Origin of the sequence: Donghicola eburneus, assembly GCF_900115865.1 — a bacterium.
In the GTDB taxonomy this organism is placed as follows: domain Bacteria; phylum Pseudomonadota; class Alphaproteobacteria; order Rhodobacterales; family Rhodobacteraceae; genus Donghicola; species Donghicola eburneus.
Map to the genome: position 1 here is coordinate 71,767 of NZ_FOXY01000006.1, position 14,624 is coordinate 86,390.

14 protein-coding genes are annotated in these 14,624 nt (G+C 60.2%); 4 read left to right on the plus strand and 10 right to left on the minus strand.

Annotation, left to right across the window (positions count from 1 at the left end; genetic code table 11):
- Positions 1-25: 25 nt before the first annotated feature.
- Genes BM225_RS12010 through BM225_RS12025 form a run of 4 tightly spaced genes read right to left on the minus strand, consistent with a single transcriptional unit; the run spans position 26 to position 3,226 of the window.
- Positions 26-718, minus strand: a complete 693-nt coding sequence (locus tag BM225_RS12010) for a glycosyltransferase family 2 protein (RefSeq protein ID WP_092464528.1) — start codon at positions 716-718, stop codon at positions 26-28.
- Positions 715-1,287: a DedA family protein gene (locus BM225_RS12015; protein WP_092464530.1), complete on the minus strand. Its 573-nt coding sequence runs from the start codon at positions 1,285-1,287 to the stop codon at positions 715-717. Before BM225_RS12015 ends, BM225_RS12010 begins: the two co-directional genes overlap by 4 nt.
- On the minus strand, positions 1,284-2,408 hold the full coding sequence (locus BM225_RS12020) for a ceramide glucosyltransferase (protein WP_092464532.1): 1,125 nt from the start codon (positions 2,406-2,408) through the stop codon (positions 1,284-1,286). The genes BM225_RS12015 and BM225_RS12020 overlap by 4 nt, the downstream gene beginning before the upstream one ends.
- Positions 2,405-3,226, minus strand: a complete 822-nt coding sequence (locus BM225_RS12025; protein WP_092464534.1) for a UDP-2,3-diacylglucosamine diphosphatase — start codon at positions 3,224-3,226, stop codon at positions 2,405-2,407. The genes BM225_RS12020 and BM225_RS12025 overlap by 4 nt, the downstream gene beginning before the upstream one ends.
- Before the next feature lie 282 nt (positions 3,227-3,508).
- Here BM225_RS12025 and BM225_RS12030 point away from each other — a divergent pair, with 282 nt between their 5' ends.
- Positions 3,509-5,185 carry a methyl-accepting chemotaxis protein gene (locus BM225_RS12030; protein WP_092464536.1) on the plus strand — a complete coding sequence of 559 codons (1,677 nt, stop codon included), beginning with the start codon at positions 3,509-3,511 and terminating at the stop codon, positions 5,183-5,185.
- 6 nt (positions 5,186-5,191) lie between these two features.
- On the opposite strand, the gene tolA is transcribed toward BM225_RS12030, so the two are convergent.
- The 5 genes from tolA to BM225_RS12055 are packed head-to-tail and all read right to left on the minus strand — an operon-like array spanning position 5,192 to position 9,801.
- Positions 5,192-6,070 (minus strand): cell envelope integrity protein TolA, encoded by an 879-nt coding sequence (gene tolA, locus BM225_RS12035; RefSeq protein WP_092464538.1) that lies wholly within the window; start codon positions 6,068-6,070, stop codon positions 5,192-5,194.
- Positions 6,071-6,073: 3 nt separating this feature from the next.
- Positions 6,074-6,862 (minus strand): heme ABC transporter ATP-binding protein, encoded by a 789-nt coding sequence (locus BM225_RS12040; protein ID WP_092464540.1) that lies wholly within the window; start codon positions 6,860-6,862, stop codon positions 6,074-6,076.
- Position 6,863: 1 nt separating this feature from the next.
- Positions 6,864-7,922: a FecCD family ABC transporter permease gene (locus BM225_RS12045; RefSeq protein WP_092464542.1), complete on the minus strand. Its 1,059-nt coding sequence runs from the start codon at positions 7,920-7,922 to the stop codon at positions 6,864-6,866.
- Positions 7,922-8,758 carry a heme/hemin ABC transporter substrate-binding protein gene (locus BM225_RS12050; RefSeq protein ID WP_092464544.1) on the minus strand — a complete coding sequence of 279 codons (837 nt, stop codon included), beginning with the start codon at positions 8,756-8,758 and terminating at the stop codon, positions 7,922-7,924. The genes BM225_RS12045 and BM225_RS12050 overlap by 1 nt, the downstream gene beginning before the upstream one ends.
- Positions 8,758-9,801, minus strand: a complete 1,044-nt coding sequence (locus tag BM225_RS12055) for a hemin-degrading factor (RefSeq protein ID WP_092464546.1) — start codon at positions 9,799-9,801, stop codon at positions 8,758-8,760. Before BM225_RS12055 ends, BM225_RS12050 begins: the two co-directional genes overlap by 1 nt.
- A gap of 223 nt (positions 9,802-10,024) precedes the next feature.
- Here BM225_RS12055 and BM225_RS12060 point away from each other — a divergent pair, with 223 nt between their 5' ends.
- From BM225_RS12060 to BM225_RS12070, 3 genes are all read left to right on the plus strand, one after another.
- Positions 10,025-11,998: a TonB-dependent receptor plug domain-containing protein gene (locus BM225_RS12060; RefSeq protein WP_092464548.1), complete on the plus strand. Its 1,974-nt coding sequence runs from the start codon at positions 10,025-10,027 to the stop codon at positions 11,996-11,998.
- A 221-nt stretch (positions 11,999-12,219) separates the two neighbouring features.
- Entirely contained in the window at positions 12,220-13,371 is a 1,152-nt protein-coding gene (locus BM225_RS12065; RefSeq protein WP_072702642.1) for an iron-containing alcohol dehydrogenase, read from the plus strand.
- A 118-nt stretch (positions 13,372-13,489) separates the two neighbouring features.
- Positions 13,490-13,858, plus strand: coding sequence for a hypothetical protein (locus BM225_RS12070; protein ID WP_092464550.1), 369 nt, complete (start codon positions 13,490-13,492; stop codon positions 13,856-13,858).
- A gap of 4 nt (positions 13,859-13,862) precedes the next feature.
- On the opposite strand, the gene pssA is transcribed toward BM225_RS12070, so the two are convergent.
- On the minus strand, positions 13,863-14,621 hold the full coding sequence (gene pssA / locus BM225_RS12075) for a CDP-diacylglycerol--serine O-phosphatidyltransferase (RefSeq protein ID WP_072702648.1): 759 nt from the start codon (positions 14,619-14,621) through the stop codon (positions 13,863-13,865).
- Between the last annotated feature and the right edge of the window lie 3 nt (positions 14,622-14,624).

Consider the following 14,624-nt stretch of genomic DNA (forward strand, 5'->3'; position numbering starts at 1 on the left):
ACGGATCAGCGCCCGATGGCAGACCTTATTGCGATACGCGCTGGCCCCGTAGAGCAACGATCTGGCCGACAGCGCTGGCGGGTGACACGGTTCGGAACATATCCGAAAGCATTCGGAGATCGGCGCGGATGCCCGCAAATGGGCCGTATTTCTGTGCCTTGAACGGGCTTGCGACATTTGGCCAACGCACCACAGCGACCGAGAGTCCCTTGGCAATCCATAGGCGATTCAGGAACACCTCGAGTCCGAAGCTGCGCAAATTGGCGATCCGGTCTATGTGATCCACCAGCAGTGCACGCGGCATGATCCGCTCACCCGAGATGTAATCAAGACCGATCCAATGCCACAGGCGCGGAGCATTTCGGCGCAGGGACAGGGCGACATCTGACTGCCCCTCGCGCACGGGAGCGATCAGTGCGCTCAGCTCTGTTTCACTGAGCCCAACCAGATCGCTGTCCAGAAACAGCAGGTGCGCGCCCTGCGCAATTGCGACACCCGCAGCGACTGCGCGAGATTTGCCGCCATTCTGGGGCTGTCGGACCAAGCGAAATGCCGGATGCCCTTTTGCCGCCTGCTCCGCAATTTCGGAGGTGCCATCTGTCGAGCCATCATCAATCACGATGACCTCTGTGATGTCGGGATGTGGCAGGACAGCGCGCAAAACGTGCGTGATCCGGTCCGCTTCGTTATAGGCAGGGATGATGCATGAAATGCTCATTTGCAGGCCCTCAGCCGGAGCATCCATGCCGCCAGCGCGATGGCCATAGCAGCCAGCACCGCGAGAGAGGCATTTGAAAGCCACAGATAGATCAGGCGATAGGTGTGCCCGATCAAATACCCTAGTGCGACAAAGGCCAAGGTTTTCGGGATCGTTGCCAAGGTATTATAAAGCATAAAGGCTGCAAAAGGCATTCGGGCCAGTCCGGCGGCTACCAGCACCGCCGCGCCTGCCACGTGGGTCAACTTGCCTAGGGTCAAAATGCGACCCCCCTGATGGCCGAACTTGCGGGACATAAGCCGCAGGCGGCCTTCGCGCAGACCGACGCGGCGCAGCCACGTCGCAGGCAGCAGGTGCAGGCCCCAGCGCCCCAATGCATAGAGCAGCGCGTCACCCGCTAAATCTGCCAGTACGAGGACTAGGATCAACTGAGTTAAATCGAACAGCCCGCGCTGCGCCAGCCATGCCGAAATTACCGAGACAATTGGCCCTTCGAGCACCGCGATCGGCGCGACCACCCACAGGCCGTGGGTCGCGATCAGGATCTGGATCGTGGTCAGGTCGATCATGCGCGGCTCGGTTTTGCCGGATGACTGACGCGGTTTCCGCGCCAGATCAGTTCCCTTTGCGTCCACGTTGCGGCCCAAATCACTGGGATCAAAACGTCTCGCAGAACAAACGCCGCAACATCGCGAAACGAGGCAGGCCAACGCGCCAGCCATGCGAGCGCCCATTCTGCGCCATACCAGACGGTCAGAGTCGCCAGCAGCGCCCAAGCGGGCAGGGCGCCAGACTCCACCAAACCTGCGCAGATCAGCGTAGGAAGCAGGGGGCCTTGGACCATCTCCAAGAGAAACAGAGGCAAGAAACCTTGTCGCCGGATCAGGGACCAGCGCAACTGCCGCGCCCACACTTGCCCGAAACTTTTTGTCCCGATCGGCTGCACATAAAGCCGCTGAGCAACGCGAACGCGCTTGCCCTGATCACGGATCAGTTTGGTCATCGCGACATCCTCGGCCAGGTCGCGGCCCAAGGCCTGCAAGCCACCGCCCGCATTGATGATCGAGCGCTTCCCGTACAGTGTTTTACCCTGCGCATACCCCAAACCGATTGAGTCTGCGGCCAGTTGCCAGCGGCCTTGATGCGTGTTCAGAAACGCGCATTCGACAGCAGACCACAGGTTTTCGGCATGGCTCCCTGCTGCAGGCGACGTAATGAGCCCCACCCGATCATCCTGCCAGCGGGCAACCAGCTGTCGCAGGTAATCGCGCGGTAGCAGTAGGTTGCTGTCTGTCATCACGATGTGGTCGGTATAGGCCGCCAGATAGCCCTTTTGCATGTTGTTAATCTTGGGGTTGCCGGTGATGTGGGCCTCTCCGACCATTAGTTTAGCGGGCACGTGGGGGAAGTTGGCGATCAGCTTTGTGACCAGAGCACAGGCGGGGTCATCGGCCCGCGCGGCGCAGAAAATGATGTTGTAGTCGGGGTAATCTAGCAGGAACGAACTGCGCAGCGTCACTTCGTCAAAGGCATCAAGCCCGCAGACGGGGCGCAGCAGAGTTATCGGGGGCAGGTCGGTATCCGAGTCAGTCCGCCTTGGCGGGCGGGTGTAACGCAATCCGGCCAGAACCACGGTGGCCAAGTGCAGTGCCAACAACGCACCGAATGAAATCATGAGAAAAAGTGTCATCCTGCCACCTCGGCCAGTACGTCTTCGGGTTCAAAGGTTTGTGCCCATAGCGCGTGGGCGATGGGCGAATAGTCCAGCAGTTCGAGTGTGCCGTCGAAGGTTTCGATGACGGCGGTCATGCCATCCACCCAGTCTCCACAATTGGCAAAAGTCTTGCCCTCCCAATCGCGTAGTGCTGGTTTGTGCGAGTGGCCGCAGACAACGCCATCGGTGCCTGCCTCTGCTGCCAGCGCCAGCGCCTTGTGATCAAAGACATAGCCTGTGCTCATCAGCTTGTTCGAGGTCGCGATGATCCACTCTACGGGCGTGCTTTGGTCAGGGCCAATCGACCAAACCTGCCGGTACCCGCTGTCGAGCCAGCGCAGCCAGCTGTCCAATCGGCTGCCGAGCCGGGTCATGAAGTGCTGCCGCAAGAGTCGGTTGTCACACTGGTCGCCATGCAGAACCAGATAGGTGCGGCCATCGGCGGCCTCGTGTACCAACTCGTTTTTTATGTCCCACCCGCCATCTGGCGCATCTGCGCCCGCTCGCATCGGGGCATCGTGATTACCGGGCAGATAGGTGATCTGCGTGCCGGTGCGTGCTTTGCGGCGCAGTTCGGCCAAAATAGCGTCGGCCGTGTCGCACCAGTGGATGCGGCCGCCATGCCAGATGTCCAGAATGTCGCCGACCAGATAAATCCGTTCAGTCGTCAGGTTTCGCAGGGCGGCAAGAATAGTCGCCGGATTGGCGGCGCGCGCCCCCAAATGCCAGTCAGACAGGAAAATGCTGCGGCAGCGAATATGAGTGTCGGGCTGGATTTCTTTGAACGGTAGCATCGTGTTTCGCGAGCTCGGTCAGGGAAAGGATCGGGTCTGCTAGCGCTCTTATCCCCCTGCGTTGTATCGGGAATATGACGATTGGCGTTCACACGACTGTCACATGGGCCGCGCGGGTGCAGGCGCAGCGCCGGCCCGCGCGGCCTCAGGCGCCGACTGGCATGCGGCTTGCAAGATACCCGCGACCCATTCGGCTAGGTTTCTAAAACTCTACGCCTCGCGCCGTTTGCCCAACTAAGCCTCGCGTGATGGCGCCGATTGAAAGACGAAGGAAGAACAATAATGTCCACGGCAAATGATGCCCTCGTGACCAAAGACGTATCTGCAGCGCTGGACCTTCTGTCCTACCCTGTGATGATCTCTGATGCGGACTTGATCATCCGCTTTGTGAACAAGGCCGCCTACGAGATGTTCGGTCTGATCGAGGCTGACTTGCGTGCGGCGCTTCCGGCTTTTGACACAAGCGACATCATTGGGCGCTCGATCGATCTGTTCCACCGCGCCCCCGCCAACCAGCGGAAAATGCTTGCGGGTCTGCGCAAAACCCACAGCGGCGCATTCAAGGTTGGTGGCAAGGCTCTGGCATTCAAGGCGACGCCACAGTTTGATGAAAATGGCAAAACGCGCGGGTTTTACGTGGAGTGGTCCGACCGCACAGAGATTGAGCGTGCGCAGTCCCAGACCCAAGCCTTGTTGAATGGTGTAAAGACCCTGACCGAAGCCCACGCTGCAGGTCAGCACAGCAAGCGCATCGAGCTGAATGCCCTAGAAGGTGAGTATGCGGACCTTGCGGCTGCAACAAACCTCATGCTGGACGGCCACGGCCAGATCAAGCAGTCGATCATCGAAACGATCGAGGCCTTTGGCCAAGGCGATTTCGATCATCCCTTCCCCTCACTTCCTGGCGAAGGTGGGGCGATCACCACGGCGATCGAGCGCGTTCGCGGCTCCTTCCGGCGCGTGATCTCTGAAATTGACACCCTCTCGAATGCACTGGTCAGCGGTGATTTGACTCGCCGCGCCGATGCGAGTGCCTACGAAGGGGCTTACCGCCAGATCATTACGAATTTCGAGCGGTCCTTCGATGCGCTGAACGCCACCATCTATTCGGTCAAAGAGCAAGTCGCGCAAGTGTCCGAGGCGATCACGCAGGTCACCCGTTCGGCTGGTAGCTTGAACGACAACGCGCAGGCACAGGCTGCCGCACTCGAAGAGATTTCGGCCACTGTTGAGCAGACCGATAACATGGTGCGCTCCAACGCCGAGGCGTCCAAGAAAACCGTGACCTCTGTCGGGTCGACTTTGTCGATCATCACGTCAGGCGAGGGCCGCGTGACTGAAATGGTCACCGCCATGGAAGACATCCAGAAATCTTCGGATGACATCAGCCGTATCATCAAGGTTATCGACGATATCGCCTTCCAGACCAACCTGCTGGCGCTGAACGCAGCGGTCGAGGCTGCGCGAGCGGGCACACATGGTCGTGGCTTTGCAGTCGTGGCCCAAGAGGTTCGGAACCTTGCGGGGCGGTCAGCCAAAGCGGCCAAAGAGACCGCCGAACTCATTGAGGATTCGACATCCAAGGTAAACTCGGGCGTCGAACTGGCCAATGACACGCGTTCTGCCTTTACCGAGATTTCGACCAACATTCAGGAGATCGAGAGCGAGGCACGCCGTGTGCAGGATGGCAGCATGGATCAGGCGCGCGGTACACAGCAGATCGCGCAGGCGCTGGGTGAGCTATCCATTGCCGGATCGCGGATTACCAATCAGGCGGACGAGTTGAATGCCGCGGCGATTCAGATGCAGGGCGCAACCCGTAACATGTTGGACAAGGTCGAGCACTTCAGCCTGCGCCCGACCCGCAGCACGGCCACTGCAGGTGCGGCGATGCCGGACTTGTCGCAACTGACGCCCGAAATGATGGCGCAGATCCAGCGGATGATGGCCGCGCGCTAGGCGGCTTTAGCGCGACTGCACCTCGAGCCTGAAGGACTGCGCGCCGACACCCAAGCCTTTTGGGGCGGGCGGGAAACGACCCGCCCTCTCGACCGCTAGCAAAGCGAGGCGGTCGATCTTTTGACTTCCGGACGAGTTTGCCAGCGCGGCGCCCTGTAGGCGGCCATCGGCCCCGATCGTCACACGCACAGTGGCGGCGCCGCGCCCCGCGCCCCGCGGTACATTCCGCGCAATCCGCGAATGGATCGCTGCACCCCATTCCCGCATCAGGCTTGTTTTCTTGGATTTAGACAGGCCAGCTTGCTCTGACGTCTTCGCCTGTCCTGCTGCTGTTCCGCCCCCTTGGCCCGCTGCCTTGGCCGCATTCGAAGCCCGCGATGACACGCTGGCGGTTTTGCGCTCTGACTGCGGCTTTGGGTCAGGCTTTGACGCTTGCTTCGGAGCGGGCGGTTTGGGTGCAGGCGGCTTTGGGCGCGTGATGGGGCGCAACGCTTCGGTAATCGCGGGCTCGGCCTCTGGCGGAGGCGGCGCAGTTTTCTCGACCTTGGGCAAATCGGGTGTGGCTGGCGATTCTGTCATCTGCGGCAGGGCAATCCCCGGTGTCTGCACCTGCGGTATCTCTGGCAGGCTCGTCTCTGGCAGCGAAGGGGCAGGGGGCGCAACAGGGGCGGCAATGGTGAGTTCAGGCACAGTGACGTCGGGCGGTGTTTCCCATTCCTCGATCAGCATCGCGACGGCTTCGGAACTGGCGGTCAGGTACAGCAATTCGGTGCCTTGGTTGCCCGCCGCTTGCGGCGCGCCCTCGGGCATTTGAAACACAAAAGCAAGGGCATGGGCCCCCACCGCAATCGAAAAGAATGCCGTAAACTCTGCCAGTCGTCGCATGGATTAAGCCCTTGCTCCTGCCATTTGAGGAAGAATGAATGTGGATTGGTCTGGCGGCGCGACCCCGACCCGCAATGGGCAGCCATAAGCGTGACTGAGGTGGTCATCGACCAAAACCTCCCGCACCAGCCCTTGGGCTGTGATCTGACCGTTGCGCATCAGGATCATGTGATCCGCGAACATGGCCGAGAGGTTGAGGTCGTGCATAACCGCAACCACGCCGCCGCCTTGGTCCGCAAAGTCCCGCGCGATTTGCATGACCAAGAGTTGGTGCCCGATGTCCAGACTGCTGACCGGTTCGTCAAGGATCAGCCAACGCGGGGCACCGTTGGTGCTGATCGGCTGCCAAACCTGCAAAAGAACGCGCGCCAATTGAACGCGCTGCTGCTCTCCGCCCGACAGGTCACTGTAAAAGCGGCTGGCGTAGCCCTGCAGGCCAACGCGGTGCAGCGCATCAAAGGTGCGGTCTGGACCACCCGCGCCGATCCCACCCATCTGCCCAAGGCGGACCACTTCGGCCACCGTGAACGGAAAAGCGAGGACAGTGGACTGCGGCAGAACTGCCCGCATCGAGGCCAACTTCCACGCGGGGGTCTGGGTGATATCATGCCCGTTCAGTGTTATCTGGCCATCGAACGCAGTCTCTGCTGTCAGGGCACGAAGCAATGTCGTTTTACCTGACCCGTTTGGCCCGACAATCACCGATAGCTGAGCGGGGGCAAAGCTGGCGGAGACGCCGTGCAGAATTTCTTTGGACCCTAGTGTGACGTGAATGTTTCGGGCGATCAGCATCTTATCCTCCCATCAGGGCGCGGCCGCGCAGCAGCAGCCAGAGGAAGAAGGGCCCGCCCAAAGTTGCGGTAATGATGCCGATGGGCAGCTCTGCTGGGGCCACGATCACGCGGCTGATCAAGTCCGCCAACAACAGCAGGCTCGCCCCCAGAAGCGCGGCATTGGGCAACAGCTCTTCGTGGTCGGGGCCTGAAATCAGGCGCAGCAGATGGGGCACGACGATCCCGACGAAGCCGATCCCGCCGCTCACCGCCACGGCAGCTCCGGTGGCAGCGGCGGTCGATAGGATCGCCAGACGCTTCAGACGTTGGACGGGCAGGCCGATGTGATAGGCGGCTGCCTCTCCCAGAGCGAGGCCGTTCAGCCCGCGCGCCAAAGGCCGCGCGCAGAGAAGACCCGCGATCATCAGGGGCGCGGCAGCCATCAGCTTGGTCCATGTCGCACCGGCCAGCGATCCGAGGCCCCAGAAGGTCAGGTCGCGCAGTTGGGTGTCGTCGGCAGCATAAATCAGCACGCCAGAGAGCGCTCCGGCGAGGGCGGAAATCGCGATCCCCGCCAACAGCAGTGTGGCGATTGTCGTCACCCCACGCCGCGTCGCGATCGCGTACAGCACCATGATGGTCCCCCATGCTCCGAGTGCGGCAGCAAGCGGGACGAGCCAAGGGCCGAGCGCGCTCGCAAGCCCAAAAGGCAGAGCCGACCCCAGCACGATCGCGATGACAGCGCCCGTCCCTGCACCTGCGCTGACCCCGACAATTCCAGGGTCGGCAAGAGGGTTGCGGAACAGACCCTGCATCACTGCGCCGGACACAGCGAGCGCAGCCCCGACGACAATCGCCATCAGCATACGCGGCAGGCGGATGTCCCATAGAACCACCTTGGCCGCCAAGGGCAGCTCTGCGGGGGTGACAGCTGCGACGAGTGCGTCCCACAAGGTGACGCCTGTCGCGCCCGTCGTCAGGCTTAGGACGCAGCAGGCCAGTAGTGCGACCCACAGCACACTGCGCACGCGAACCGCGATGGCGCGGCGTGGGGCAATATTGTCAGGGAAAGCAACCATCAGCCTGCCTCTTTGACCGAGTGTGCCAGTTGACGCGACAGATCACGGATGGCGTCGGGGGTGCGTGGGCCAAACCCCAGCAAGTATACGCCGTCCATGCGGATGATCGCCCCATTCTGCGCCGCTGGAGTCGCACCCAGAGCTGGGTGGGACTGGATCGCAGCGTCGTTGATCGCGTGCTCCCCAGCGCGGGCCATCATCAGGATCACGTCTGGGGCGGCGGTCAGGACTGCCTCGTCGGTGAGCTGCTTGTAGCCGTCAAACGCCGTAATCGCGTTTTGCGCACCGGCGAGGGTGATGATGCCGTCGGCTGCGGTTTCGCGGCCCGCTGCCATCACACGGCCCCCTTGCAGGGACATCACGAACATGACGGATACATCATGATTTGCAGCGTCCGCTTGGGCTGCGGCCAGTTGTGTCTCGATACGGTCCGCAAGTGCATCGCCCTGATCCTCTAGCCCCAAGGCGTCTGCGATCACGTGGACCTTTGCAGGAATCGCTGCTGCGTCGTAGCCGCTGGGAACCGTCACCCACGGGACACCTGCGCCAGTCATCAGATCAACTGTTTCCGCTGGACCCGCGCCGGATTCGGCCAGAATGAGGGTGGGATCAACGGAAAGGATACCTTCGGGGGCCAAGCGGCGGACGTATCCAACGTCAGGCAACGCCTCGGCCTGCGCGGGATGGGTCGAGGTTTGATCCCGTCCAACCAGCAGATCACCTGCCCCCAACGCATAGACGATTTCGGTTACCGCCCCGCCAAGAGACAAGACGCGCGGGGTTTCTTCGGCCACTAGAGTGGTTGGCAGCAGGGCAATGAGGGCAAGCCAGCGCATCACAGACCCTCCGCCGCTGTGGGCAGGTCACGGACGATGTGGTTCCAGCCCTCGTAGAAATCCTCATCACGGGTTCGGACCCCGAAAATTTGCAGGATCAGCCCTCCCATGGCATCAAAAGCCTCGACCGACAGGGCAGTGCCGCGACGGGTGGGCTTTTCGACAGCGTACACCTCGGCGATGGGGTCGGTCTTGAGGTGCAGGTTAAAGCCGGGATCAAGGATGTTGAACCACGGGCCCATGACCTTGGTGGTTTGCGGGGTGCCTGTGTGGATCTGGATACAGCCGTGGTTCCCGACAAAGGTCATCACTGGCACTTCTTGGACGGCACTTTGTTCTAGCGCGGTCAGAACGGCACCGGCGTCCAATTGCCGGACAAAGGGCGCACCCGCGACACGATATGCCCCAAGGCGGTTCATCTTTAGCCGGTCAACGAGGCCCAGAAACTGATGGGTGTCAGTCATGGCTGCCCATTGCTCGCGCAGACGGTTGGCTTTGTCGTGGTTCTCTTTGGCAGGCTCAATCGCGCGACGCGGCTCAAAATCCCCCACGGGGGCCGCAACACGCAGCTGTTCGACTACGTCGGCCCATGGCTCGGCGTCCGAGGCGGCGGTCAGATGGACCTTGTGCATTGCATCGCCCGCCGCATCAAAGAATTGCAGCGAATGACGCGGCCCATCGTCGGTGTGACGCTCGACCGCAAAACCGCGCACAAAATGGCGGGGGAAATAGCGCATGTCGATCGGGCGGTTCAGGATCATGCCAGCGCGTTCTCCGGCGCGGTATTCGCCATACTCGCCGTGCACTTCGCTGACGACATGCTCATTGCGGGTCAAAGCCATGACCTGTCCGAAACGCGGCACTTGGGCTAGCGCGGCTGTCAGATCGGCGGTGATTGGCGTTACACCCTCGCCGATATGGGCGTCGAGCACAGCGGCCTCTGACAGTCCATGGGTGGTGGCGAAGTCGCGGATACGCTGGTTCGGGTTTTCCGTGCGCAGGGATCGGATGTCTGCGGCGGTCAGGTGAATGTCTTTAGGCATGAGAAGGCACCCCGTAGAACGGTAGATTGGATTAAGTGCCTAGCTTCGCCGCTGTGCATGAGGGAACACGGGCAATGCGGGGTAAATCAATAGTTGACAATAATAGTAAGAAAAAATATCCGGCGCAAGTCTGATCCGCAAATGATGCGGATCACATCCATGATATCTTTCACTGCCAGCCCCGTGCCAGCGCTGTAACCTTCTGATCAAAGGGGACTGCTCTATGCGGACTTCTCTCTCTGTACGTGTGGCATTGCTGGCCAGCTGCGCGATGTGTTTTTCGACTGGCGCCTTGGCCCAAGACATCACTCTGGACCCTGTCGTTCTGGCCAAATCCAAACGCGAGGTGCAAACCGACACCGCCATTTCCGAAACCGTTGTGACCGAAGAAGAGGTCGAGGACCGGCAGGCCGGCACGATCGCTGAACTGGTGGATACTGTGCCGGGCGTGACTCTGGTCAACGGCTCTAGCCCCCAAGGGTCGGGTATCAATATTCGTGGCTTTGGCGCGAACGGCACCTATGGCAGTGACCAAAAAGTTCTGATTCAGGTGGACGGCGCGAATGTCGGGTCCGAAGAACTCTACCGCATCGGTACACAGCTCTACACTGATCCATCGTTGTACAAAGAGGTTACGGTTGTGCGCGGCATGGCGGGAACCTTTGAGTACGGTTCGGGCGCCATTGGTGGTTTGGTGCGTCTAGAGACTAAGGACGCCTCGGACTTTACCGGCGGCGAGCCGGGCTTCAAACTGCGCCAGACCCTGCAATTCGGATTGAACGGCGGGCAGTTTGCGAGTTCCAGCGTGCTGGCGTGGCAGCCGTCCGAGGATCTGGAGCTGCTTGGGAACTACACCTATCGCAGCCAAGAAGCGCAGAAGGACGGGAATGGCGACAATGTCAGCGATGACGGCTACGAATTGCCTTCTTGGGCGGTCAAAGCGCGCTATCGCTTTGGTCAGGATCGCGCCCACGCCTTAATGTTCTCGATGGCGGAAACCACGTCCGAAGAGACAGACGTGCCCTACAACAGCTTTGCCAGTGCAACAGACAATTTCGGCAATGTGGACCGAAGCGTATTCTCGGAAACCCGCACTCTGCGCTACACCTATGATGCGCCAGGCAATGACTGGCTGAACCTGACGGTTGAGCATTCGCGGGCCGAACAGCAGATTGAGTCCAGCTACGTGTCGGGCAGTTCTGTGCTCGAGGCGAACCCCTTCGTGTGGCCGAACTTGCAGCCGCTGGTGAATGCAGACCAGCACTACGTCACCGCCAAAACTACGGTGAAGAACCAGTCGCTGTTCCAGACTGGCGTGCTGAGCCACGATCTGCGCTACGGCTACGAGCACATCCAGAAAGACCGTCTGGATGCCTCGTCTGCGCCGGGGGGTAACGATCTGCGCGATGCGTTCTTTGTGGTCGATGACATTCAGTGGGGCGGCCTGACCCTGACGCCCGCGATCCGCTATGAAAAACAGGCGATCCGCAGCGATTACGGCGACTACGCGAACGAGGCGCTGATGGGCGGGCTGTCTGCGCGGTATGCCTTTGACAATGGGATGACGGTGTTTGGCAGCGCGTCCTATTCCGAGAACCTTCCGATCCTCGACGATCTGACCAATGCCGATTACATGGAGCGCAGCGAAAAGGCGCACACCTTTGAACTCGGTGCGGCTTATGAGCGGAGCAGCCTGTTTTCTGGTGGGGATAGTGCGGCGATCAAGCTGACCCACTATCGGACCGAGGTGTGGGATGTGACCAGCTACTCGGGCGTGACCAACATCGCTCTGCAGGGCTACGAGCTGGAGGGCTCTTACAGCACGGACAGTGGGTTCTACACTGACGTGAACAGCACGTGGAGCTTTGGCCGTGACACCACTGACGGTGCCGAGAATGATTGGCAATACACGCCCGCAAACACGCTCAGCGTCGCTGTTGGCAAGCGTTGGGGGCAGGAGTTCGACCTAAGCTGGGAAGTGGTCGCAAACGCTGAGCGCGAATTTAACGACGTGACCACCGACCAAAGCGTCGTCCACAATCTGCGCGCCACCTATCGCCCGCAAAGCGGCGCAATGGAGGGCTACGAAGTGCGTGTGGGGCTCGAAAATGCGGGGGATCTGGACTACACGCCTTACCTCGCGACGCGGTCTGCCCCCGGTCGCAATCTGAAGCTTACACTGACCAAGACGTTCTAAGGTTGGCCCCATACCTGACCACGAAAGCCAGCATTACACGTGCTGGCTTTTTGTTTCTGTATGAAACAAAGACAGTGTCTGAAAGGCAATAAATACGGGCAGATGACGCCATCTTTCGTTGACGGATGCTCGCCCACAGACCAATCTCATAGCCAAAGGATGCAACGGGTCTCAACGAGGAGGGGCCCCTTGTAGCCAATTTTGGGATTGGAGGATTTTTAATGAATATTCAAGCCACGATCGGGAAAGACCAAGAGTCTGTGGCCGGCGTTATTTCTTACCTGACACGCATCGAATTCGGCGAGGGCGCTCTTGCGAAACTGCCCTCGCTCTTGAACGAACTGGGTGTGACCAAGCCGCTCATCTGCACGGACAAGGGGCTGGTGGCCACTGGCTTGATTGCGCGCGCCACTGCAGAGCTGAAGCACCACGCTGTCTATGATGGTACGCCCGCCAACCCAACCGAAGAGGCCGTGTTGGATGCTTGGGACGTGTACCGAACCAATGGATGTGACGGGATCGTCGGAATTGGCGGCGGGTCCTCTTTGGACTTGGCCAAGGGCGTTCGTATCCTGACAGGCCATCCGCCGCCTTTGGGGCAATACGCAGCGATCAATGGTGGCGTCACCCGTATTCACGGCAAAATCCGACCGCTGATCGCCGTGCCCACAACCGCGGGCACAGGCTCCGAAGTGGGGCGAGGGGCTGTGATTATTACCGCAGATGGCCGGAAATTGGGGATTTTGTCGCCGTACAATCTGCCTTCGATCGCGCTGTGCGATCCAGAGCTGACCTACGGGCTGCCGCCAATGTTGACGGCCGCAACAGGCATGGACGCGATTTCGCACTGCCTCGAGACGTATATGGCACCTGCCTTCAACCCTCCGGCCGAGGCGATTGCCCTGCATGGTCTGGACTGCGGTTTGCGCTCGATCGAGGCGGCCACCACCAATGGGCTGGACCGTGAGGCGCGCCGTGACATGATGGTTTGTGCGTTGGAGGGGGCAATGGCCTTTCAAAAGGGGCTCGGGGCGGTGCATGCTCTGACCCACCCGCTCGGCGCCATCCGCGAACTAAACCTGCACCACGGCACGCTTAACGCAGTTCTGATGCCAGAAGTCTTGCGCTTTAATCGCCCCGCCATCGGTGACAAGTGGGACGAACTGACAAAACGGATGGGCGGCGATCCCGCTGAACAGTGCGCAGCGCTGAACCAGCGGCTTGGCATGCCGTCGGGACTATCTGAAATGGGCGTGACTCCGGCGATGATGGAAAAAGTCTCTCAGGATGCGCTCAAGGATCACTGTCACGCCACGAACCCACGCAACGCAACCCAGCGCGATTATCTAGAAATCCTAGAGCGCTCTGCCTAAGCGCTAGGGGGCGCGCGTCACAGCGCCCCCGATTGACCTTGGTCGCCGTTCCGTCAAAGATGAAGAGACCCCTGCGCCAGTGATTTTGGCGCGACTGACATGACGGCGGAACAGGCGAATGGATGCTGGCAAGGTTGTTGTTTGGGTATTTGGTGCGACGATTGCTGGCCTAACGGCCTATAATTTCCGATACGAGATCGGGGATCTTCTACATTTTGAACGGCGCGAGATTTCGGCAGAGATCACGTTAGATAATCGCTGTGAATTCCGCGACTCCGTGATGATCGTGCGCGACCAGGACACCGATGCTTTTGCCAAGTTCTACGGGGGTGTCGCGATCCTGAAGACCAAAGAACGAAATCGCGTGCGGCTTGAGTTCGACCCCAAATACGACGACGTCGAGTTCTTTGGCACAGAGTTTCCGGCTCAAGAAAAGTTGACCTTAATCGCGGACTGCAAGAATGCCCGCAAATACATCTTCTTCTGACGGTTTAGCTAAAGAAGCGGCCTCTGGCGTCGATCACACATTTGATCAGGATGACGACATAGGCCGTATCCACTGCGATCAGCAGCAAGAAGGGGCGAGTGAACAATACACCGATCCCGACCACGACCGCGAACATGAACAGAACAATCAACGGCCGCGGGACGCGGAGTCCCTTGGGTGACAGGGTCTTGAGTGTCGAGATCATCAGCAGCGCCGAAAACGCTGTCCAAAGCGCCACAAGGATCGGCACCGCGTTGGTGTCGACGACTTCGCCAAGCCAGAGGAAGAGGGGCAGCAGAGCCAAGTACGCACCGCCGGGTGCGGGGACCCCGATGAAGTGGGTGCTGGTCTTTTCGTCGTCCAGCGCCTGCCCCTTCATCACGTTAAAACGGGCCAATCGCAGGCAGGTCGCGGCTGCAAAGATCAGAACGAAAACCCAGCCAATTGTGCCAAGCTGGTTCAGGATGGATTGATACAGCAGGACACCGGGCGCAACGCCAAAACACAGGAAGTCAGAGAGAGAATCCAACTCGGCGCCCATCTTGGACGTCGCATTCAAGCGCCGCGCCAGCAGGCCATCCAGCCCGTCCATCAAGGACGCGAGCAAGATCAGGCCCACAGCCCCGATGTAGTTTTCGTCCATAGAAAACCGGATCGAGGTCAAGCCAAAGGCCATCCCTGCCAGCGTGACCATGTTCGGCAGCAGCAGCAGGAAGGGGACTTTTTCGGACTGAACCGGGGGGCGTGGGCTGTGATCTGTCATGGG